Annotated in this window: 21 protein-coding genes; 15 read left to right on the forward strand and 6 right to left on the reverse strand. The window is 62.7% G+C overall.

Annotated elements, in window-relative coordinates; genetic code table 11:
• Positions 1-54 precede the first annotated feature (54 nt).
• Positions 55-681 carry a hypothetical protein gene (locus B5525_RS18200; protein ID WP_079567250.1) on the forward strand — a complete coding sequence of 209 codons (627 nt, stop codon included), beginning with the start codon at positions 55-57 and terminating at the stop codon, positions 679-681.
• Positions 682-815: 134 nt separating this feature from the next.
• Positions 816-1,433, forward strand: a complete 618-nt coding sequence (locus B5525_RS18205; RefSeq protein ID WP_079573503.1) for a hypothetical protein — start codon at positions 816-818, stop codon at positions 1,431-1,433.
• A gap of 145 nt (positions 1,434-1,578) precedes the next feature.
• On the opposite strand, the gene B5525_RS18210 is transcribed toward B5525_RS18205, so the two are convergent.
• A complete protein-coding gene (locus B5525_RS18210) occupies positions 1,579-2,718 on the reverse strand; it encodes an alpha-hydroxy acid oxidase (RefSeq protein ID WP_079567251.1) in 1,140 nt (379 codons plus the stop codon).
• Positions 2,719-2,839: 121 nt separating this feature from the next.
• On the opposite strand from B5525_RS18210, the gene B5525_RS45400 reads away from it, so the two are divergent.
• From B5525_RS45400 to serA, 11 genes are all read left to right on the forward strand, one after another.
• On the forward strand, positions 2,840-3,007 hold the full coding sequence (locus B5525_RS45400; RefSeq protein ID WP_172899916.1) for a hypothetical protein: 168 nt from the start codon (positions 2,840-2,842) through the stop codon (positions 3,005-3,007).
• A 216-nt stretch (positions 3,008-3,223) separates the two neighbouring features.
• Positions 3,224-4,570: a phosphoglucosamine mutase gene (gene glmM / locus B5525_RS18215; RefSeq protein WP_079567252.1), complete on the forward strand. Its 1,347-nt coding sequence runs from the start codon at positions 3,224-3,226 to the stop codon at positions 4,568-4,570.
• 157 nt (positions 4,571-4,727) lie between these two features.
• Positions 4,728-5,975 carry an MFS transporter gene (locus B5525_RS18220; RefSeq protein WP_079567253.1) on the forward strand — a complete coding sequence of 416 codons (1,248 nt, stop codon included), beginning with the start codon at positions 4,728-4,730 and terminating at the stop codon, positions 5,973-5,975.
• 345 nt (positions 5,976-6,320) lie between these two features.
• Positions 6,321-7,166, forward strand: a complete 846-nt coding sequence (locus B5525_RS18225; RefSeq protein ID WP_079567254.1) for an outer membrane protein — start codon at positions 6,321-6,323, stop codon at positions 7,164-7,166.
• A 148-nt stretch (positions 7,167-7,314) separates the two neighbouring features.
• On the forward strand, positions 7,315-8,166 hold the full coding sequence (locus B5525_RS18230; protein WP_079567255.1) for an outer membrane protein: 852 nt from the start codon (positions 7,315-7,317) through the stop codon (positions 8,164-8,166).
• Positions 8,167-8,256: 90 nt separating this feature from the next.
• Positions 8,257-8,847, forward strand: coding sequence for a glutathione S-transferase family protein (locus tag B5525_RS18235; RefSeq protein WP_079567256.1), 591 nt, complete (start codon positions 8,257-8,259; stop codon positions 8,845-8,847).
• A gap of 18 nt (positions 8,848-8,865) precedes the next feature.
• Complete coding sequence (locus B5525_RS18240) at positions 8,866-9,333, forward strand: GNAT family N-acetyltransferase (RefSeq protein ID WP_079567257.1); 468 nt, start codon at positions 8,866-8,868, stop codon at positions 9,331-9,333.
• 174 nt (positions 9,334-9,507) lie between these two features.
• Positions 9,508-9,732 (forward strand): hypothetical protein, encoded by a 225-nt coding sequence (locus tag B5525_RS18245; protein WP_154073294.1) that lies wholly within the window; start codon positions 9,508-9,510, stop codon positions 9,730-9,732.
• 153 nt (positions 9,733-9,885) lie between these two features.
• Entirely contained in the window at positions 9,886-10,110 is a 225-nt protein-coding gene (locus tag B5525_RS18250) for a hypothetical protein (protein WP_079567259.1), read from the forward strand.
• Between the two features lie 79 nt (positions 10,111-10,189).
• Entirely contained in the window at positions 10,190-11,362 is a 1,173-nt protein-coding gene (locus tag B5525_RS18255; RefSeq protein ID WP_079567260.1) for a phosphoserine transaminase, read from the forward strand.
• Positions 11,363-11,621: 259 nt separating this feature from the next.
• Positions 11,622-13,211, forward strand: coding sequence for a phosphoglycerate dehydrogenase (gene serA / locus B5525_RS18260; protein WP_079567261.1), 1,590 nt, complete (start codon positions 11,622-11,624; stop codon positions 13,209-13,211).
• 51 nt (positions 13,212-13,262) lie between these two features.
• On the opposite strand, the gene B5525_RS18265 is transcribed toward serA, so the two are convergent.
• Positions 13,263-13,682 carry a MerR family transcriptional regulator gene (locus B5525_RS18265; RefSeq protein WP_079567262.1) on the reverse strand — a complete coding sequence of 140 codons (420 nt, stop codon included), beginning with the start codon at positions 13,680-13,682 and terminating at the stop codon, positions 13,263-13,265.
• Between the two features lie 104 nt (positions 13,683-13,786).
• On the opposite strand from B5525_RS18265, the gene B5525_RS18270 reads away from it, so the two are divergent.
• Positions 13,787-15,055, forward strand: coding sequence for an NADH:flavin oxidoreductase/NADH oxidase family protein (locus B5525_RS18270; protein WP_079567263.1), 1,269 nt, complete (start codon positions 13,787-13,789; stop codon positions 15,053-15,055).
• Positions 15,056-15,136: 81 nt separating this feature from the next.
• Here B5525_RS18270 and B5525_RS18275 read toward each other — a convergent pair whose 3' ends face one another.
• The 3 genes from B5525_RS18275 to B5525_RS18285 are packed head-to-tail and all read right to left on the reverse strand — an operon-like array spanning position 15,137 to position 17,642.
• Entirely contained in the window at positions 15,137-15,595 is a 459-nt protein-coding gene (locus B5525_RS18275; RefSeq protein ID WP_079567264.1) for a DUF6130 family protein, read from the reverse strand.
• Positions 15,596-15,621: 26 nt separating this feature from the next.
• Positions 15,622-16,623 (reverse strand): alpha/beta fold hydrolase, encoded by a 1,002-nt coding sequence (locus B5525_RS18280; protein ID WP_079573505.1) that lies wholly within the window; start codon positions 16,621-16,623, stop codon positions 15,622-15,624.
• A gap of 47 nt (positions 16,624-16,670) precedes the next feature.
• Positions 16,671-17,642, reverse strand: coding sequence for an MBL fold metallo-hydrolase (locus tag B5525_RS18285; protein WP_079567265.1), 972 nt, complete (start codon positions 17,640-17,642; stop codon positions 16,671-16,673).
• A gap of 334 nt (positions 17,643-17,976) precedes the next feature.
• Here B5525_RS18285 and B5525_RS18290 point away from each other — a divergent pair, with 334 nt between their 5' ends.
• Positions 17,977-18,870 carry a LysR family transcriptional regulator gene (locus B5525_RS18290; RefSeq protein WP_079567266.1) on the forward strand — a complete coding sequence of 298 codons (894 nt, stop codon included), beginning with the start codon at positions 17,977-17,979 and terminating at the stop codon, positions 18,868-18,870.
• Between the two features lie 201 nt (positions 18,871-19,071).
• Here B5525_RS18290 and B5525_RS18295 read toward each other — a convergent pair whose 3' ends face one another.
• Positions 19,072-20,115 carry a C-terminal binding protein gene (locus B5525_RS18295; RefSeq protein WP_079567267.1) on the reverse strand — a complete coding sequence of 348 codons (1,044 nt, stop codon included), beginning with the start codon at positions 20,113-20,115 and terminating at the stop codon, positions 19,072-19,074.
• Positions 20,116-20,324 lie beyond the last annotated feature (209 nt).

Here is a 20,324-nt window from a genome sequence, read left to right on the forward strand (position 1 = left end):
ATCATTGCAGCACCGGGGTGTCCGTTCTTAGTTCCCTCAATCGGAGACCCGTTCATGCCCACTCGCCGTTCAACGCTCATTCATCCGCTTGTCATAATCACTGCCGTCGCCGCGTCAACCTGCTACGCGATCGCGCAGCAGCCGCCAACGCCGTCGCGGGTTCGCGGCACGATCGAAGCCGTCGACGGCGATGTGCTCGCGGTCAAATCGCGCAGCGGCGAGGATTTCAAGCTGCACATGGGCGCCGACATGCGCGTGGTCGGCATCACCAGCATTTCGCTTGCCGATATCAAGGTCGGTTCCTTCATCGGTGCCACCACGGTGCCTGGACCCGGTGGCGAGGCCGACGCGGTCGAGGTGCATGTGTTTCCGGAAGACATGCGCGGCACCGGGGAGGGATCGCGGCCGTTCGATCTGCGTCCCAACTCGACCATGACCAATGCGACGGTGGCCGAGAGCGTCGTCAGCAATGATGCCCACACGCTGACGGTCAAATACAAGGACGGCGAAAAGAAAGTCGTGGTTTCGCGGGATACGCCGGTCGTGACCTATGTTCCGGCCGACAAGTCCGAGCTCAAGGCCGGCGCCAAGGTGATCGCCTTCATCAAGAAGCAGCCGGACGGCTCGTTCGAGGCCAATCGCGTCAGTGTCGGCCTCAACGGGCTGACGCCACCGATGTGACCTCTTTGCCTGAGCCAGGTGAGGCACACCGCGCCGAACGACCTCTCACGGTTGTGTTATCCCGGAATAGCCCCGGCGCCGCGGTGTTCTTCCTCTGGTCGACCGAGTATGGGGAGGAGATGGCTATGCTGGGAATGTCTTCATTGTTGCCGCGCGCGCTGGCTGCGCTGGCGGTGCTATCGGTGCTGGGATCGGCAGTGTCGGCCCAGCAGCCGCCGGCGGTGCGCATTCGCGGCACCATCGAGGCCGTCGACGGTCCGCTGCTCACGGTGAAATCGCGCGAGGGCACCGACATGAAGGTGCGGCTGACCGACAATGTCGCGGTGTTCGGCGTCGCCAACATCGCGATGTCCGAAATCAAGCCGGGTTCCTATATCGGCGTCTCCGCGATGCCGGAGCCCGACGGCACCCAGAAGGCGCTCGCCGTTCACATTTTCCCGGAGGCGCAGCGCGGCGTGGCCGAAGGTTTCAGGCCTTGGGATCTGCGCCCGAACTCCACCATGACCAACGCCACGGTGGCGCAGACCGTCGAGGGCACCGACGGCCAGAACATCCTGGTCAAGTACAAGGACGGCGAAAAGAAAGTCGTGGTGCCGCCGGGGACGCCGATCGTCACCTTCCTCGTGGGTGACAAGTCGGAACTGAAGCCGGGCGCCAAGATCATCATCTTCGGCGCCACCCGGAAAGACGACGGCACGCTGGAAGCCAACCGCGTCAATGTCGGCCGCGACGGCATCACGCCGCCGATGTGATTGCAGAGACGTCGAGCGCAATCCCGTCAACGGGTCGTCCCTGCGAACGCAGGGAATGGGCTTGTTGGCCCGGCAGTGCCTGATTGATCCGCCGGTGGTTATGGGTTCCGGCTCGCGCTCGCTTGGCCGGGACGACGACGGGGAATCAAACCGCGATTACGTGGTCGTCGATCTCGGCGATCTTGTTGACGCCGCACAGCCCCATGGTGACGCTAAGCTCGTTGGCGATCAGGTCGATCGCCTTGGCGACGCCGGGGCCGCCAAAGGCGCCGAGGCCGTAAATATAGGCGCGGCCGATCATGCAGGACTTGGCGCCGAGCGCGAGCGCGCGCATCACGTCCTGACCGGAGCGAATGCCGCCGTCGAACAGGATCTCGATCTGCGAGCCGACGGCGTCGGCGATCTCCGGCAGCACTTCGATCGACGACGGCGCGCCGTCAAGCTGCCGGCCGCCATGGTTGGACACCACCATCGCCTGCGCGCCGGTCTTGACCGCTTCCTCGGCGTCCTCGACGTCGAGAATGCCCTTGATGATCAGCTTTCCCGGCCAGATGCTGCGGATCCAGTCGACGTCCTTCCAGTTCAGCGACGCGTCGAACTGCGAGGCGACCCAGCCCGACACCGAGGCAAGATCCTGCCCGCCCGGCAAATGGCCGGCGATGTTGCCGAAGTTGCGGCGCTTGGCGCCGAGGATGCTCATGACCCAGCCGGGCTTGGTGGCGATGTCGATGATGTTGCTCGGACTGAACAACTTCGGCGGCACCGTCATGCCGTTCTTGATGTCCATGTGCCGCTGCCCGATCACCTGCAGGTCGACGGTCAGCACCAGCGCGCTGCATTTCGCCGCGATCGCGCGCTCGATCAGCGCTTTGCAGAAGCCGCGATCCTTCATGACGTAGAGCTGAAACCAGAACGGCTTTTCGACGTTCTCGGCGACATCCTCGATCGAGTTGATCGACATCGTGCTCAGCGTGTAGGGAATGCCCGCGGCCTGCGCGGCGCGGCAGGCGAGAATTTCACCGTCGCCATACTGCATGCCGGTCGATCCGACCGGCGCCAGGATCAGCGGCAGGTTCGATTTCTCGCCGATGATGGTGGTCGACAGATCTCGCTGTGAAATATCCACCAGAATGCGCTGCCGGAACTTGATCTGCTGCAAGTCCTCGCGATTGGCGCGTAGCGTTTCCTCGGCGTAGGAGCCGCGGTCGGCATAATCGAAAAATGCCTTGGGCACCTTTCGCATATGAACCTGGCGCAGATCTTCGATGCAGGTAATGTGCTTCATGAACGTTCCCGGCCTTCTGGTATCTTGCCTTCTTGTATTCGGCGCTTTCACTGTTCATCTAGCATGCTTGAGGCCACCGCAAAATCATTCGCGGGGGGACAGCGGAAACCAGGAGGCATCCATGACCGGACCACGCTCGGATCCCAAAGAGGCCAAAGGCAACGAGAAGCGCCGGCTGGACGAGGCGCTGGAGGAGGGGTTGGAGGAGACGTTTCCGGGCTCGGACCCCGTGAATGTCACCCAGCCGGCGCCCTCGAAGGGCGACCACTACGTCAAGCGCAGCAACTAGCGCCGGCGCGGCAAACGGTTCCATTTTTAGCATAATCCTTGAATTAACAACGGCTTAACGGTCGATTACGGATTCGGCCGCCGGTAATGATTCATCATATTTTTTGAAGCCATTTTAGTCCCGATGGCATTATAAGGCTTACACGCCGGGATGGCGGGCGTTCAAGACTTCGCGCCGGGTGGGATTTGAGAAGCCTCGATAGCTGCTGGGGGGACTATGAGCCGCAAATACTTCGGTACGGACGGGATTCGGGGCCGTGCCAATGGCTTGATCACGCCGGAGCTGGCGCTCAAGGTGGGGCAGGCGGCCGGACTGGTGTTTCAGCGCGGCGAATACCGCCATCGCGTCGTGATCGGCAAGGACACGCGGCTTTCCGGCTACATGATCGAATACGCGATGGTGGCCGGCTTCACCTCCGTCGGCATGGACGTGCTGCTGCTCGGCCCGATACCGACGCCGGCGGTGGCGATGCTGACCAAGTCGATGCGTGCCGATCTTGGCGTAATGATTTCCGCTTCGCATAATTTGTTCGAGGACAACGGCATCAAGCTGTTCGGCCCGCAGGGTTTCAAGCTTTCCGACGACGTCGAAATGCAGATCGAGCAGCTGTTGGACGAGAGCCTCGACAAGAAGCTGGCGCAGAGCGCCAGCCTCGGCCGCGCCCGCCGCATCGACGGCGTCCATGACCGCTACATCGAATTCGCCAAGCGCACGCTGCCGCGCGATCTCAGCCTCGACGGCCTGCGCGTGGTGATCGATTGCGCCCACGGCGCGGCCTACAAGGTGGTGCCGGAAGCGCTGTGGGAGCTGGGCGCCGACGTCGTTCCGATCGGCGTCGAACCCGACGGATTCAACATCAACAAGGAATGCGGCTCGACCTCGCCGGAAGCGCTGAGCCGCAAGGTGCGCGAGATGCGCGCCGATATCGGTATCGCGCTCGATGGCGACGCCGACCGCGTCATCCTGGTCGACGAGCGCGGCCACCTCGTCGACGGCGACCAGTTGCTGGCTGTGATCGCGCAAAGCTGGAAGGAAGACGGCCGCCTAGCGAAACCCGGTATCGTCGCCACCGTGATGTCCAATCTGGGACTGGAGCGCTTTCTCGAAGGCCAGGGCATTGAGCTCGTGCGCACGCCGGTCGGCGATCGCTACGTGCTCGAGCAGATGCTGAGCCGCGGCTACAATCTCGGCGGGGAGCCCTCCGGCCACATCATCCTGTCTGACTACGCCACCACCGGCGACGGTTTCGTCGCCGCCCTTCAGGTGCTCGCGGTGGTGCAAAAACTCCGCCGCCCGGTGTCGGAGGTCTGCCACCGCTTCGATCCCCTGCCGCAGATCCTGAAGAACGTGCGCTACCGCAGCGGCAAGCCGCTCGACGACGCCGAGGTCAAGTCGGCCATCGTGGACGGCGAGAAGCGGCTCAACGGCCAAGGCCGGCTCTTGGTCCGCTCCTCCGGAACCGAGCCGGTGATCCGCGTGATGGGCGAGGGCGACAACCGAATCCTGGTCGAGGAAGTGGTCGATCACATCGTCTCCGCGCTCGGCCACGCCGCGGCGGCGTAAGCGCTGTTCTTTCGAAACGCGCCTGATCTCGCCGGCAAACCGTTCACGCTCGCGCGGATCATGCGAACGCATCGCAGCCATAATCTAATGGTGCTGGTCGGCGCGGCGCCGCCATCGTAGAAAAAACTAGGCGCGCCGAATCCGTCGGGAATATTCATTGAACAAGACCGTCATCGTCTCCGAAGAAGCACTGGTCGCGCCGGTGCCGGACGTGACGGTCGCAGGAAGCGCTGCCGCGGCGGGGCCAGCCTATGTCGTGCTGGCGGGAATCAGCTTCTCGCATTTTCTCAACGACACCATGCAATCGCTGATCGCGTCGGTCTATCCGATCCTGAAGGACAGCTACGCGCTGGATTTCGCGCAGATCGGCATGATCACGCTGGCTTTCCAGTTCACCGCGTCGCTGCTGCAGCCGGTGATCGGACATTTCACCGACAAGAAAGCCCAGCCGTTCTCGCTCGCGATCGGCATGGGATTCACGTTCCTTGGATTGCTGCTGCTCAGCGTCGCGCAGCGATATTCGGTCATTCTGGTGGCGGCATCGCTGGTTGGCCTGGGCTCGGCGGTGTTCCATCCGGAATCCTCGCGGATCGCGCGGCTTGCCTCGGGCGGCCGCTACGGCTTTGCGCAATCGGTATTCCAGCTCGGCGGCAGTTTCGGGACCTCGATGGGACCGCTGCTGGCGGCGCTGATCGTGGTGCCGTTCGGTCAGCCGAGCATCGCGTGGTTTTCCTCGATCGCGTTCCTGGCGATCGTGATCCTGTGGCGGATCGGGCAATGGTACAAGCCGCAGATCGCGGCAAAAAGGGCGGTGCCGATCCATCTGCATCCGGATGCGCCGAGTTCGCGCCGCGTCATGATCGCGCTCGGCATATTGGTGGCGCTGTTGTTCTCCAAGCAGCTCTATATCGCCAGCCTGTCGAGCTATTACATCTTCTATCTGATCGAGAAGTTCGGCGTCTCGACCCAGGCCGCCCAGTTCTATTTGTTCATCTTCCTCGCCTCGAACGCGGCGGGTGCGTTCTTCGGCGGACCGCTCGGTGATCGCTTCGGCCGCAAATACGTGATCTGGTTCTCGATCCTCGGGGCGCTGCCGTTCACGCTGGCGCTGCCCTATGCCGGCCTGTTCGCAAGCGCGGTGCTGACGGTGTTCATCGGCCTGATCATTTCGTCGGCGACGTCGTCGATCATCGTATTCGCGCAGGAATTGATGCCGCACCGCTTCGGCATGATCTCCGGGGTGTTCTTCGGGTTTGCGTTCGGCATCGGCGGTCTCGGCGCCGCGGTGCTCGGCAAGGTCGCCGACCACACCGGCATCGCCTTCGTCTATCAGCTCTGTGCGTTGCTGCCGGCGATCGGGCTGCTCGCGGTGTTCCTGCCGAAGCTTCCCAAAACCGCGCGCTGATTGTCGGAAGCGGCGCCCGGCGCCGGCGGCCTCGCATCAATACATTATTAGCGATTGTAGCGGTGTCGTCCGCTTTCGCGCTGGCAACTTCCTGAAACAAAAATCTGCGGCAGCGCATGTTGACCAGATCGAGATCGGGTTTCGCGGCCATTCGTGCGGCAAATATTGAAATCGCGCGGCCATCCTGTCGCAGGCCACCCGCGCCGGGCCGATCATCCGCAACGGATTATCAACGTTAATAATTAGGGTTAAGTGGCGCTTAAGCATTTGCTGCCATCGTCCGGCCGTGAGTTTTTCGATGTGAGGCCGCCGTTGCCTGCCTCACCGGCCAAAAGGACGAAGCCAATGCGTAGCGTTAAGTGTCTCGTTGCCGCCGGAGCGGCATCACTGTTGTCGTCGATGGCGTTCGCCGCCGATATGCCGATGATCACGCCGCCGCCGATGTACGCGCCGGCCCCGCCCGCCGATTTCGGCGGCTGGTATTTGCGTGGCGATTTCGGCTTCAGCAATCAAAGCATCAGCAAGCGCGACTATTATTCATATCCCAACCTGTTGTCCCTGCAGCAGCAGAATAGTTTCGATACCGGCGGCATCTTCGGTGTCGGCGTTGGTTATCAATTCAACAACTGGTTCCGCGCTGACGTGACTGCGCAGTACCGCGGCAACGCGAACTTTCACGGGGTCGACCTGACGTCCTATCCCGACACCGGCACCGTGCAGCGCGGCAGCGATGCCTATAGCGCCAGCAAATCCGAATTGGTTTTCCTCGCCAACGTCTATGCTGATCTCGGTACCTGGTGGTGTGTGACGCCCTATATCGGCGCCGGTGTCGGCACGTCGCGCAACACGATCTCGAATTTCACCGATATCGGCGTCAACGGGACCTTCCTCTTCGGCACCGTTCCGGGGCTCGCGTCGGCGTCGAGCGCGTCGAAGTGGGACCTCGCCTGGGCACTTCATACCGGTCTGGCATATCGGGTGACCCCGAACGTGACAGTCGAACTCGGGTACAGCTATATGAACCTCGGCGACGGCGTCACTGGTGCGCTGGTGACCAAGGACGGTGTCACCGCCAACCAGGCGATGACCTTCAAGGACATCACCTCGCACGATCTGAAGCTCGGCGTGCGCTGGAATTTCGAGAGCGAGCAGCCCGTCTATGCGCCGCCGCCGCTGGTGCGCAAAGGCTGATCACGCCTCTCGACTATTAATCATTGTCAACGGCGCGGGATCTTCCCGCGCCGTTTTGTTTTGCGCAAAACGCGCGGCGACAACCATTGGTTAAGGTTAACGGGCGATGATCGGCGCCAAGCCATGGTGGGTTCGATGGAGTGTTGCGATGCGTAGGTTTGTACTGGCGGCGATGATGTTCGGTGCGGTGTCCAGCGCGCAGGCGGCGGACATGCCCGATTTCCTTCGCGGCAGTCTCCCGGCAGGACCCGCGCCCACCCGAAACTGGTCTGGCTGGTACGCCGGCGGCCAGGTCGGGTATTCGTGGACAAATACGGACTATGGGAAGACCGTCGTTTCCATGACCAATGATCTATTTCGCAGCACTACGCTGCAAGCTCCAGTGTCTCAACTTACTTTACTGGGCCGGGTCAACGGACAAAGCCCGGCGTTCGGAGCTTTCGTCGGACGCAACTTTCAGTTTGACGACATCGTCTTGGGCGTCGAGGCAAACTATAATTATCTGTCCAGCCTTGCCACATCAACCGCCGCGAGTTTGGGCCCGATTCAAGTCGCTGAGCCGACGCTGGTTCTGCCGGCCGGTGCCACTGCCGCAGACGGTGTGACGCTGAAAGGTAGTGCTGCACTGCAGGTCAAGGACGAGGTGACCTTCCGTGGCCGCGCGGGCTGGGCAACCGGCGATTTCCTGCCTTATATCTTCGGCGGTCTCGCGGTCGGTCGAATGGACGTTACACGCACGGTATCAAGTTCTGTGACCAGGACAATCAATTTTGCCAATGGAACTTCGACCAGCTTTCAGCTTCCACAGTTTGCGCTAACCACGACCGATGGGCGATCCAACAACTTCGTGGCCGGCTGGACCGCTGGTCTCGGCATGGAATATATGTTGTGGGATTGCGTGTTCCTGCGCGGCGAATGGGAATACATCAAGTTTTTGTCGATCAAGGACAGCGTGGTCACGCAGAACAGCGTGCACGCCGGGATCGGCTACAAGTTCTGATCGGTGCTTTCGCGTATCGCCGGCGGATTTTATTGACATAGCCAATCGCGCCTGCTGCTCTGTCGTTCCCCTCAACAACGGCGGTGCGCCATGAAAATCTACGGCGACAGCAATTCGGGCAATTGCCTGAAGGTGAAGTGGGTCTGCGATGCCCTGGCGTTGCCCTACGACTGGATCGATGTCGATACGCTGAAGCACGAGACCCGAACTGCGCAATTTCTCAAGCTCAACAGCGCGGGCCAGGTGCCGGCCGTCGCGTTCGACGACGGCCGCGTGCTGGCGCAGTCCAACGCCATCATCCGCTATCTCGCGCGCGACAGCGATCTCATTCCCAAGGATGCCTTTGCTGCAGCCAAGATGGACGAATGGCTGTTCTGGGAACAATACAGCCACGAGCCCTATCTCGCGGTGTGTCGTTTCCAGATGAAATATCTGGGGAAGCCTGCCTCCGATCTCGATCCCGACAAGGTCAAGCGCGGCTACGCGGCGCTGGCGCGGATGGAGCATGAACTCGCCGCGACGCGGTTTCTGGTCGGCGACAGTCTCACGCTCGCCGACGTCTCGCTGCTGGCCTATACGCGGCTTGCGCGTGAGGGCGGCTTTCACCTCGACGGCTACGCCTCGCTGCGGCGCTGGATCGGCGAGGCCGAACGGTCGCTGGGACTGAAGCCGGTCCGCTAGACAAATACTGGAATCTTCATGGTGGCAAATTCCGCTGTTATCATCCGACGCGCGCACCGCGACGACGTCCGAATCGTCGTCGCGATGCTCGCGGACGATCCGCTCGGCAGCGGGCGCGAACGGATCGAGGATCCGCTGCCGCCGTCCTATCTCAGGGCATTCGAGGCGGTCGAGAGGGATCCGAACATCCAGCTCGTGGTTGCCGAGCAGGGCGGTGCGGTGGTCGGCTGCCTGCAGCTTTGCATTCTGCCGGGATTGAGTTCGCAGGGCGCCTCGCGCGCCCTGATCGAGGACGTTCGCGTCGCCAGCCATTGCCGCAGCCGAGGCATCGGCGAGCAATTGGTGCAATGGGCGGTCGCGGAAGCGCGCGCCGGGGAATGCAGGCTGGTCGAACTGCTCACCCACAACACCCGCATCGACGCGCAGCGCTTCTACAAGCGGCTGGGATTCCAGCCGAGCCATGTCGGCATGACATTGCGGTTCTGAGCGCCGCTCCGCCGCGCGCTTCCGATGATGGTGCGACGGCAAGCTGCCTGAAACCCGCGGGCGCGCAAACCCGCTGTTAACTCAACAATCTGAACGGCCGCAATATCGCCCCTTTGTAACCACCCTTTGTTCAGACCTTCGCCGCAAGCATGCACCTCGAAGGTGAGGTGCGGCATGCCGCCAGTTGCAGGTCTGATGATGGGCGGGTTCGCCGCCTTTATCATGGTGACGCTTGTTCGCGCCTTGCGCGACGGCGTCATCTTCAGCGACGGCATCGGCTACGATATCCACCAGCAGCCGACGAAGTTCGCCTCGACGGCAGCCCTGCACGGCACGGGCGCGTTGCTGTTTGCCTGGCTGGCCGCGCACGATCTTTATCGTCTCGTTTTGCAGCCCTGATTCCCGTGGCCATTGAGCTCGTTGCGATTCCGGTTTCACGGTTCAATTCGGTTAACACGGAATAAACTACCCAGCCTTCCATAATTTTTTCGGCGGAACCAAACGTGGCATGATGGTGTATCCCGTCGGGCTCGGGCAGCTTGGGGACCGCACATGAAGATTTATTCGATTGTCAGGATCGGCGACGAGTTCGTGGTGCGGGCGGGGGAAAAAAGCGTCTTGAAGGTCGCGAGCCGGCGAAGAGCCGCTCAGCTCGTCACCGATGCGGCGGAGTTGCTGGACTCGCTAGGCAGCCCGCAACTGTCGCCGCAAGATCCCGCCGAGCCATCAATCGCCTGTGATCCCGAGATCATACCTGATCCCTCCGAAGCTTCTTGACGATTCCAGTCGATTCCCGTAATCACTGCGGCGGGACACCTCCCCCCAACGGGAGGCTAGCTATCTGGAAGGATAGATCATGACTGCAGCGAAGCCCGCTTCGCGGCCGAATGTGCCGCATTTTTCCTCCGGCCCCTGTGCCAAGCGCCCCGGCTGGACCCCCCAAAATCTCAAGGACGCCGCGCTCGGCCGTTCGCATCGCGCGAAAATCGGCAAGGCCAAGCTCAAGCTCGCGATCGAACTGACCCGCGAAGTGCTTGAGGTGCCGGCGGGTTACAAGATCGGCATCGTGCCGGCGTCCGATACCGGCGCGGTCGAAATGGCGCTGTGGTCGCTGCTTGGCGTGCGCCCCGTAACCACCATTGCCTGGGAATCCTTCGGCGAAGGCTGGGTCAGCGATATCGTCAAGGAATTGAAGCTCAAGGACGTCACCAAGCTGCATGCCGGCTATGGCGATATCCCCGATCTCTCCAAGGCCGATCCGGCCAGCGACATCGTTTTCACCTGGAACGGCACCACCTCCGGCGTGCGCGTTCCCAATGCCGACTGGATCAGCGCGAGCCGCGAAGGCCTCACCATCTGCGACGCGACCTCCGCGGCGTTCGCGCAGAAGCTCGACTGGCCCAAGCTCGATGTGGTGACGTTCTCCTGGCAGAAGGCGCTCGGCGGCGAAGCCGCGCACGGCATGCTGGTGCTGAGCCCGCGCGCGGTCGAGCGGCTCGAGACCTACAAACCGGCTTGGCCGCTGCCGAAGATCTTCCGCATGACCAAGGGCGGCAAGCTCAACGAAGGCATCTTCGAGGGCGAGACCATCAACACGCCGTCGATGCTGTGCGTCGAGGATTATCTCGACGCCTTGAACTGGGCGAAGTCGGTCGGCGGCCTCAAGGGCCTGATCGCGCGCGCCGACGCCAATGCCAGGGCGCTCGCCGACTGGAAGGCGAAGACGCCGTGGATCGATTTCCTGGCGAAGGATCCGGCGATCCGGTCCAACACCTCGGTGTGCATGAAGGTCGTCGATCCCGCCATCACTTCGCTCTCCGCCGACGCGCAGGCGGACTTCTCGAAGAAGCTCGTCGCCCTGGTGGAGAAGGAAGGCGCCGGTTACGATTTCGCGCATTATCGCGATGCGCCGGCGGGCCTGCGCATCTGGTGCGGCGCCACGGTAGAAGCCAGGGACGTCGCGCTGCTGACGCAGTGGATCGACTGGGCGTTCGCGGAAACCAAGGCGCAGCTTCCGAAGGCGGCGTAATTTCTCTTTCCTGACCTCTCCCCGCTTGCGGGGCGAGGTCGGCGCACCCGGATCGGCGCTCGCGCCGTCCGGGCACAAGCTCCGCGCCGGGTGAGGGGGACTCTCCGCGAGTCCGAGTCTGTCGGTAGAGCCCTCACTCCAGCCCTCTCCCCGTGAGAACGGGGAGAGGGAGAAGAGATTGTATCGTTGGCAACCGCCTCTTTGCGAAAGACGGTTCAAGCCACTCATCAACGTTCTCGTTTCAGGAAAACCCTCTCCCATGACAAAACCCAAGGTTCTCATTTCCGACGCGCTGTCGCCTGCCGCCGTGCAGATCTTCAAGGATCGCGGCATCGAGGTCGATTTCCAGCCCAATCTCGGCAAGGACAAGGAAAAGCTCGCCGAGATCATCGGCAATTACGACGGGCTGGCGATTCGTTCCGCCACCAAGGCCACCGCGAAGATCATCGAGAAGGCGACGCGGCTGAAGGTGATCGGCCGCGCCGGCATCGGCGTCGACAATGTCGAGATCCCGGCGGCCACGGCGAAGGGCATCATCGTGATGAATACGCCGTTCGGCAATTCGATCACCACCGCCGAGCACGCCATCACCCTGATGCTGGCGCTGGCGCGAGAGATTCCGCAGGCCGATGCCTCCACCCAGGCCGGCAAGTGGGAGAAGAACCGCTTCATGGGCGTCGAGATCACCGGCAAGACGCTGGGCGTGATCGGCTGCGGCAATATCGGCTCGATCGTCGCCGACCGCGCGCTCGGCCTGCGCATGAAGGTGATCGCGTTCGATCCGTTCCTGTCGCCGGAGCGCGCCAAGGACATCGGCGTCGAGAAGGTCGAGCTTGAAGAGCTTTTCAAGCGCGCCGATTTCATCACGTTGCATACGCCGCTGACGGAGAAGACCAGGAACATCATCGGTGCGGCCGCGCTCGCCAGGATGAAGAAGGGCGTGCGCATCATCAACTGCGCGCGCGGCGGGCTGGTCGACGAGCAGGCGCTGGTCGATGCGCTCAACTCCAAACATGTCGCGGGCGCGGCGTTCGACGTGTTCGTCGAGGAGCCGGCAACTTCGAACGTGCTGTTCGGCCATCCCAACGTCATCTGCACGCCGCATTTGGGCGCAGCCACCACCGAGGCGCAGGAGAATGTAGCACTTCAGGTCGCCGAGCAGATGTCGGACTATCTGTTGAGCGGCGCGATCTCCAACGCGGTCAACTTCCCCTCGATCACGGCGGAAGAGGCACCGAAGCTGAAGCCGTTCATCGAGCTCGCGGAAAAGCTCGGTTCGTTCGCCGGCCAGCTCACCGAGACCGGCATCTCCAAGGTGCAGATCACCTATGAAGGCCATGTCGCCGAAATGAAGATCAAGGCGATCACCTCGGCGGTGCTGTCGGGCCTGCTGCGGCCAATGCTGGGCGACGTCAACGTGGTCTCCGCGCCGGTGGTCGCCAAGGAACGCGGCATGGTGGTCGACGAGATCGTGCGCGCGGCGCAGAGCGACTACGAAAGCCTGATCACCGTCACCGTCACCACCGAGCGGCAGGAGCGCTCGGTGTCGGGCACCGTCTATCACGACGGCAAGCCACGGCTGGTCGATATCAAGGGCATCCGTGTCGATGCCGAGTTCGGCAAGTCAATGATCTACGTCACCAATGAGGACAAGCCGGGCTTCATCGGCCACTTCGCCGGCCTGCTCGGCGATGCCAAGATCAACATCGCGACGTTCCATCTCGGCCGCACCAAACAGGGCGGCGACGCCATCGCGCTGGTCGAGGTCGACGGTGCGGTGCCGCCGGACGTGCTCGCCAAGGTGCAGGCGCTGCCGCAGGTGAAGCAGGCCAAGGCGCTGAAATTCTAGAGACGCGGGTGTCTTGAACTCTCCCGCGCCACGGCAATGCCCAAGGCGGCGCTATCGACTCGGTTTGGCCTGATCCCTGATATTGGCTAACACGCCTTCGGTGTTGTCAAAGCAGTCGCCGCCCGGCGATATGGTTTCGATCTGGGCGATCACCGCCTTCAGGCCGGCGCAGGTTTCGACCAATCGGAGTTGAAGCGCTTCCACCTCGATCAGCTTGTTCCTGAGACCGGCTAGGAGCTTGTCGCGGTCCCACTCCGCCTTTCCCTGCGGCGGCAGGAGATTGCGGATTTCGTCGAGCGAGAACCCGGATTGCTGGGCGGTGACGATGATCTCCAGGATCTGCCGGGTCTCGCGCGAGTAGCGGCGATAGCCGTTGAGTCCCCTGTCCGAGCCGATCAGGCCCACCGCCTCATAGTAGCGGATACGCGAGGGCGCCAATCCGGTCTCTTTCGCCAGTTCGCCGATCTTCATTTCAGTGTCCCATCAATGTCCGGGATTTCCTTGGCCTGGATTCTCGCTTGACATTAAAGTTAACTTTAACGTTAGAACGGTGCCACCGTCAATCGAGATACATCATGTCCCCGTTCGAAATACTCGCGCTTCCCAACGGCACCGTCATCCCCAACCGCATCGCCAAGGCGGCGATGGAGGAAAACATGGCCGATGACGCGCACGCGCCGTCCGCTGCGCTCATCCAACTCTATCGGGCGTGGGCCGACGGCGGCGCCGGCCTGATCCTGACCGGCAATGTCATGATCGACCGCCGCGCCATGACCGGTCCCGGCGGGGTCGTTCTCGAGGACATCAGCCAGCTCGAGGCATTTCGCAATTGGGCGCGGACTGCGCGGGCAAAGGGCGCGCAGGTCTGGATGCAACTCAATCATCCCGGCCGGCAGATACGGAAAAACCTCGGCCAGGAAACCTGGGCGCCGTCCGCGGTGCCGCTCGATCTCGGCAAGCATTCGAAATTGTTTGCGACGCCGAAGGCGATGACCGAGCGCGATATCCACGAGGTGATCGCGCGTTTCGCCAACGCGGCAAGGCTCGGCGAGCAAGCCGGCTTCTCCGGCGTCCAGATCCATGCCGCGCACGGCTACCTCATCAGTCAGTTCCTGTCGCCGCTCACCAACCGGCGCACCGACCGCTGGGGTGGTCCGCTGGAGAACCGGGCGCGGCTTCTGCTCGACACCGTCAAGGCGGTTCGCGCGGCCGTGGCGCCGACTTTCTCCGTCGCGGTCAAACTGAACTCGGCCGATTTCCAGCGCGGCGGCTTCGACACGGCCGACGCCAAGCGCGTCGTCGAGATGTTGAACGGGTTGCCGGTCGATCTGGTGGAACTCTCGGGTGGAAGCTATGAAGCGCCGGCGATGCAGGGCAGCGCACGCGACGGCCGCACCCTGGCGCGGGAAGCCTATTTCCTCGAATTCGCGCGCGACATCGCAGCCATCGCCAGGATGCCGGTGATGGTGACCGGCGGCATTCGCCGCATCGGTGTCGTGCAACAGGTGCTCGACGGCGGCATCGCCATGGCCGGCATCGGCACCGCGCTCGCCATCAAGCCGGATCTGCCGAATGCCTGGCGCGAGGGCGAAGACCCGCGACCGGAGATGGCGCCGATCGCATGGAGCAGCAAACCGCTGGCTTCGCTCGCCGCGATGGCGGTCGTGAAATTCCAGTTGAGGCGGTTGAGCCGGGGCCGCAAGCCGAACCCCGGCGTGTCTCCCTTCAGAGCGCTGCTTCTCGGTCAACTCCGGACAACACTGCTCACCCGCAAGTACCGCCGCTGGATGGCTTCGTCGGGACCCGCGGCCATGGCCGTGCCGTTGGATCTTCCGGCATCTTGAGGACCAGGCGAGCATGATGTGAAATGGATACCGGCCTCCTCGAAAGTCGTGGAGGCCCCGTGTCCGGCTTCGCTTCGGCGCCTATTTGTTGTTCGGCTCCATTTTGCGTTCGGGCAGCGTGAGGCTCACGGTCTCGCTGGTAATCACCCGATGCGTGGGGTCGGCGAGTTCGAACAGCACCTTGTGCGGGCCGGGCGTCAGCCCGACCACGATCACCGTCTCGCCGCTGGCGTCGACGAAGTGCCAGGGTGCGTCGTCGACGGTGATATGGAGATGGCCGATGCGCGGCGACACGTCGAGGGCGCCCTTGCCGAACACCGGCACCACGCGCAAATTCTCGGTCCGGTACTGGATGAAGACGAGGCCCTGGGCGAGTTGTTCGGCAAGCGGCGGATCGACGATCAGTTTCGCCGGAGGCTCGTTTTCGATCGCCACCAGCGGCGAGGGGCCGCGGATGTCCCTCGCGCTTTGCGCAAAGGCGCTCGCAGAGAACACCGTGCCGGCGGCCATCGCCGCCAGCATGCTGACTGTGGGGTGCATGATGATCCCTCCGATTGGGGCGCGGTCTACGCGACCTTGCGCCCGAGGAAGTCGCGGATAATCGGCACCATTTCGTCGAACCTGTCCTCAAGCGCGAAATGGCCGGTGTCGATGAGATGAAATTCGACTTTCGGCAGATCGCGCTTGTACGGATGCGCGCCGTCGGCAGGAAAAATGTAGTCGTTTTTGCCCCATACGATCAGCGTCGGCGGCTGGTGTTTACGGAAATACGCCTGCACCGCGGGATACAGCGGCAGGTTGGTGCGATAGTCGTAGAACAGATCCATCTGGATTTCGCTATTGCCCGGCCGGTCGAGCAGGGCCTGGTCTTGCACCCAATTGTCTGGCGCAATCCGGCTCACATCAGACATGCCATCCGTGTACTGGAATTTCGTTGTCTCCGGCGTGACCAGTTTCATCAATGCCTGACGGCTTGCGTCCGATCCGTCGGCCCAGTATTTCTTGATCGGATTCCAGAACTCCTTCAACCCCTCGTCATAGGCGTTGCCGTTCTGCACGATCAGGCCGGTGATGCGTTCGGGATGTTTCAACGCCAGTCGCCAGCCTACCGGCGCGCCGTAGTCCATAACGTACATCGCGTAGCGCGCGACGCCGAGTTGATCGAGCAGGCCGTCGACCAGTTCGCCGAAGCGGTCGAAGGTATAGGCGAATTTCGTGCGATCCGGCATGTCGCTCTGCCCGTAGCCGGGATAATCCGGCGCGATCACGTGGTAACGATCCGCCAGCGCAGGGATCAGGTTGCGGAACATGTGCGACGAGGTCGGAAAGCCATGAAGCAAGAGGACTGTGGGCGCGTCCTTCGGTCCGGCCTCGCGGTAGAAGATCTTGATTCCGTCGACCGTCTTTGTCCGATGGTACGTGACGGGATAGGCCGCGGCCTGTGGGGTGCGCTCGGGTTTCGCTGATGCGGCACGCGGCCATGCGACGGCCGCCAGCCCGGAAAGTCCGAGTACGAGCCGCCGTCGATCGAGTGTCGGGGGCCTGTCCGCAAGCTCAGTGACTTTCATTTCAACCTCCATGTTAAAAACAGTCGGTGAAGCGGTGGGGGCCGCGGTTAAACGCCTTCGTAAACCAGCCGTGTGAAGAAGCCGGGATCGATCACGAACTGACCCCATTTCACATCGAACGCCGCGCTCGGTTTCGCCGCGACCGCTTCGTCGCGCGACATGCCCTGCTTTTTCAGCTTCGCGACGTTGTCCCTGACGGTGGCCAGCATGTCTCGGAATTCCCGCAACTCGGCCTTGTTGCTGACCGGCTTGCCGTGACCGGGGATGATGATGGTGTCGTCATTTGTCGCCGCCAGGCTGGCGTCGCAGGCGGCGATCGATCCGTCGATACTGCCGCCGGTCGAATAGTCGATGAACGGATAGATGCCGTTCCAGAAGGTGTCGCCGACGTGAACGACGTTGGCCTCGGCAAAGGTGACGGAGATGTCGCTGTCGGTATGGGCGGGCCCGTAATATTTCAGGCCGATCGTGGCGCCGTTGAGTTTGAGGCTGTGCTCCTTGTCGAACACCTCGCCTGGAATTCCGCCCGATGCCAGCGGCAGGAAATTGTAGTCCCAATCCTCGACGCGCTGCACTTCCGAGAGATATTTGCGGGTGTTCGCATGCGCGATGATCTTGGCGCCGGCCGCATTCAGCCATGCGTTGCCGTCGGCATGATCGAAGTGCCAGTGCGTATTGACGAGGTGGGTGACGGGGTCGGCGCCCAGCGCCTCGAGCGCCTTGGTGAGTCGAGGACGCGACACGCTGATGCCGGCATCGATCAGCACCTTGCCGTCGGGGCCGGTCAACACCGCGATGTTGCCGCCGGAGCCTTCCAATACGCTGATGTTGTCGCGCAGCCTGTGGGTCGCGATCGGCGATGTCGCGGCGCTGTCCTTGATCAGGCTGACGAGGCCGCGCGCCTCGGCAAACGCCTCGCGGGGGGTCAGCCAACCGGCGCCGGCAGCGTAGGCCGCTCCCCCGACGCAGCACAGGCAAAAGCCGCGCCGCGACAACAAATGCTCCCTCGAACTTTTCATGATGCTTCGCTCCCTGCCGAAAGGAGTCTATGCGGCCGCTTCGCTAGCTGGTCTTTCCACTTCGAACGAACGCAACAGTTCAGTGGCCGGGCGCGTCCGTGTGCGTGGCCATCACTCTGTTCTGCGCCTGCCGCGATTGTGGGCAGCACGGCCACGACCGCTTCCATGCCGCCGATCGAAACGTCGCAGCGAGGCGCAGGCTGTTGATCGGCACAACGTCTTTCCCGATAGCTCATGCGAAAGCTCCAGCGCGCCAACCGCTACCGCATTGCAGCGCCACCGGGCAGTCCCTATGATTGGGAAGTAACTTCTCGGAAATTGGAAAGACGAACAGATGGACCGCTTGGAGGCGATGTCGGTCATCGTTGCCGTCAACGAAACGGGCAGTTTGTCGGCGGCCTCCCGCCGGCTGCGGTCGCCGGTCGCAACCGTCAGTCGCAAGGTCGCCGAGCTGGAGGCGCGCCTGAAGGCGCAGTTGTTTCAGAGGTCATCGCGCCGGCTGACGCTGACGGATGCGGGCCGATCCTATATCGAGGCCTGCAAGCGCATCATCGAACAGGTCGATGACGCCGAGCGGGAAGTGTCGGGCGAATATCGAATTCCCAAGGGCGATCTGGCGGTCACGGCGCCGTGGGGGCTTGGGCACATGCACCTGCTGCCGATTGCCGTGGAATTCCTGAACGCCTATCCTGAAATCGCTTTGCGGCTGGTGTTGACCGACCGCGTCGTCAACACGGTCGAGGAAAATATCGACGTCTCGATCCGGATCGGCGCCCTTCCGGACAGCAGCATGATTGCGACCCGCGTCGGTTCGGTCCGGCTCGTGCTGTGCGCGAGCCCGGCCTATGTCGCGGCGCGCGGACTGCCAACCGATCTCGGCGACCTCGGCGATCACGATTGCATCACCGTCGACAGTATGGGCGCGGCGCGCAGCTGGAAGTTTGTCAGAGGCGGGCGTGAAATCACCGCGCCGATCCGGACTAGGCTGACAGTGAGCGATTCGGAGGCCGCGATCGAGGCGGCCATTGCCGGTGCCGGCATCACGCGCGTGATGTCGTACAAAATGGAGGCCGCGCGGCGGGCGGGCGCCCTTGTCACCATGCTGGAGGCGTTCGAACTCGAACCGTTGCCGATGCATATCGTCTATGCTGAACGAAAGCCGATGCCGCTGAAGCTGCGCGCCTTTCTCGATTGGGTGGTACCCCGCCTCAAGGCCCGGCTGGCCTAGCGGGGAACGGAAATCCCTCCCCAAAGAGAGGGTTTTCCCGCCGCGGTGAGCTGACTTCGGGTCGCCGTCTACCTCGCCTTGAGGAAATCTCGGGCCTATAGCAGCACGAATTCTTTGCGCCCGCCTTGTTGGGATCGCGGCTCGACGAGAGCGGCAATTGTTATCGTCGCCGCAGACCGATTTGGTCGTAGCGCGGTGTGGCTAACTATTCGGCCCCCGCTCCATGCTGACGGGTTGCCAGCGCTTGAGCCCGGTATTCTGCAGCACCGACGGGTTGACGCAGCTGACCGGCCACATGCCCTGCAGCACCAGCGACAATTCATAGCCGACGCGGCGCTTGCGCGCCTCGTCGAAGCGCGCCGAGGCCGAGGCGACGTGCGCCGTCAGCGTGACGTTCTCCATGCCGAGCATCGGATTGTTGTGCGAGGGGGGTTCGGTTTCCAGCACGTCGAGGGCTGCATGCGCGATCCAGCCCTCCTGCAGCGCCTTGATCAGCGCCTCCTCGTTCACGGTCGCGCCGCGGCCGGTATTGATGAAGATCGCGCTCTTCTTCATTTGGCGGAAATGAGCCTCGCCCAGCATGTGCTGAACTTCGGGGCGCGCCGGCGCGTGCATCGAAACGAAATCGGATTGCGACAGCACCTCCGACAGCGTCGCCGGAAGCACGCCGTGATCGGAAATCAGGGTCTCGGCGATGAAGGGATCGTAGGCCATCATCCTCAAGCCGAAGGGTGCTGCGCGTTTTGCCACCGCGCGTGCCACCCGGCCGAACGAGATGAAGCCCAGCGTCTGACCCATCAGCCTCGGAATCTTCAGAAGCGCCGAGCGGCCTTCGGCCCAGCGTCCGCCGCGGACCATCTTGTCCTGCTCGATCAGGCGGCGAAATCCCGCCAGCAGCAGCATCATGGCGTGGTCGGCGACTTCCTCGATGAAGGTGTCGGGAATATTGGTGACGGGAATGCCGCGCGCGGTGGCGGCCTTGACGTCGACGCTGTCGACGCCGACGCTGCCGAGCGTGATGACCTTGCAGTTTTCCAGGGCATTGATGATCTGCTTGGAGATCGGGAGGCCCTTGGCATAGATGGCGTCGGCAGTCCGGGCGGCTTCGATGAATTCCGCCTCATTGGCGGGCGCCTCGACGATCTCGGCGCCGATCGGATCCAGCGCCTCCTTTTCAAACGCGTAGCCGCCTCCGGCGACCGTGAAGCTCGCGCCCTTCGGCGTTACAACTCTGAATTTAGGCATTTCCCTTTTTCTCCCGATTTGACGCTTCGGTGTTGGTTATGGCCGCGAGACGCCGCTCTCGACTTCGGCCGTCCTGACCAGCATCGCATACAATCCCGGCTCCTTCAAAACAGCCCGGCTCTGCCGCGGGTAATTCTACGGAGGGGATGCCCTGCATTGTAAGGGAACGCTAAGGGGTCTCACTATACCTTGATGCGATAATCCGCCAA

Source organism: Bradyrhizobium erythrophlei, assembly GCF_900129505.1.
In the GTDB taxonomy this organism is placed as follows: domain Bacteria; phylum Pseudomonadota; class Alphaproteobacteria; order Rhizobiales; family Xanthobacteraceae; genus Bradyrhizobium; species Bradyrhizobium erythrophlei_D.

What these genes read in the sequence shown, in the direction of transcription:
- B5525_RS18200 (WP_079567250.1), top strand. Translation starts at nt 55, where the DNA reads ATGCCCACTCGCCGTTCAACGCTCATTCATCCGCTTGTCATAATCACT.
- B5525_RS18250 (WP_079567259.1), top strand. Translation starts at nt 9,886, where the DNA reads ATGAAGATTTATTCGATTGTCAGGATCGGCGACGAGTTCGTGGTGCGG.
- B5525_RS18225 (WP_079567254.1), top strand. Translation starts at nt 6,321, where the DNA reads ATGCGTAGCGTTAAGTGTCTCGTTGCCGCCGGAGCGGCATCACTGTTG.
- B5525_RS18230 (WP_079567255.1), top strand. Translation starts at nt 7,315, where the DNA reads ATGCGTAGGTTTGTACTGGCGGCGATGATGTTCGGTGCGGTGTCCAGC.
- B5525_RS18275 (WP_079567264.1), bottom strand. Translation starts at nt 15,595, where the DNA reads ATGCACCCCACAGTCAGCATGCTGGCGGCGATGGCCGCCGGCACGGTG.
- B5525_RS18210 (WP_079567251.1), bottom strand. Translation starts at nt 2,718, where the DNA reads ATGAAGCACATTACCTGCATCGAAGATCTGCGCCAGGTTCATATGCGA.
- B5525_RS18240 (WP_079567257.1), top strand. Translation starts at nt 8,866, where the DNA reads ATGGTGGCAAATTCCGCTGTTATCATCCGACGCGCGCACCGCGACGAC.
- B5525_RS18255 (WP_079567260.1), top strand. Translation starts at nt 10,190, where the DNA reads ATGACTGCAGCGAAGCCCGCTTCGCGGCCGAATGTGCCGCATTTTTCC.
- B5525_RS18280 (WP_079573505.1), bottom strand. Translation starts at nt 16,623, where the DNA reads ATGAAAGTCACTGAGCTTGCGGACAGGCCCCCGACACTCGATCGACGG.
- B5525_RS18265 (WP_079567262.1), bottom strand. Translation starts at nt 13,682, where the DNA reads ATGAAGATCGGCGAACTGGCGAAAGAGACCGGATTGGCGCCCTCGCGT.
- B5525_RS18290 (WP_079567266.1), top strand. Translation starts at nt 17,977, where the DNA reads ATGGACCGCTTGGAGGCGATGTCGGTCATCGTTGCCGTCAACGAAACG.
- B5525_RS18270 (WP_079567263.1), top strand. Translation starts at nt 13,787, where the DNA reads ATGTCCCCGTTCGAAATACTCGCGCTTCCCAACGGCACCGTCATCCCC.
- B5525_RS18295 (WP_079567267.1), bottom strand. Translation starts at nt 20,115, where the DNA reads ATGCCTAAATTCAGAGTTGTAACGCCGAAGGGCGCGAGCTTCACGGTC.
- B5525_RS18235 (WP_079567256.1), top strand. Translation starts at nt 8,257, where the DNA reads ATGAAAATCTACGGCGACAGCAATTCGGGCAATTGCCTGAAGGTGAAG.
- B5525_RS18285 (WP_079567265.1), bottom strand. Translation starts at nt 17,642, where the DNA reads ATGAAAAGTTCGAGGGAGCATTTGTTGTCGCGGCGCGGCTTTTGCCTG.
- B5525_RS18205 (WP_079573503.1), top strand. Translation starts at nt 816, where the DNA reads ATGTCTTCATTGTTGCCGCGCGCGCTGGCTGCGCTGGCGGTGCTATCG.
- glmM (WP_079567252.1), top strand. Translation starts at nt 3,224, where the DNA reads ATGAGCCGCAAATACTTCGGTACGGACGGGATTCGGGGCCGTGCCAAT.
- B5525_RS18245 (WP_154073294.1), top strand. Translation starts at nt 9,508, where the DNA reads ATGCCGCCAGTTGCAGGTCTGATGATGGGCGGGTTCGCCGCCTTTATC.
- serA (WP_079567261.1), top strand. Translation starts at nt 11,622, where the DNA reads ATGACAAAACCCAAGGTTCTCATTTCCGACGCGCTGTCGCCTGCCGCC.
- B5525_RS45400 (WP_172899916.1), top strand. Translation starts at nt 2,840, where the DNA reads ATGACCGGACCACGCTCGGATCCCAAAGAGGCCAAAGGCAACGAGAAG.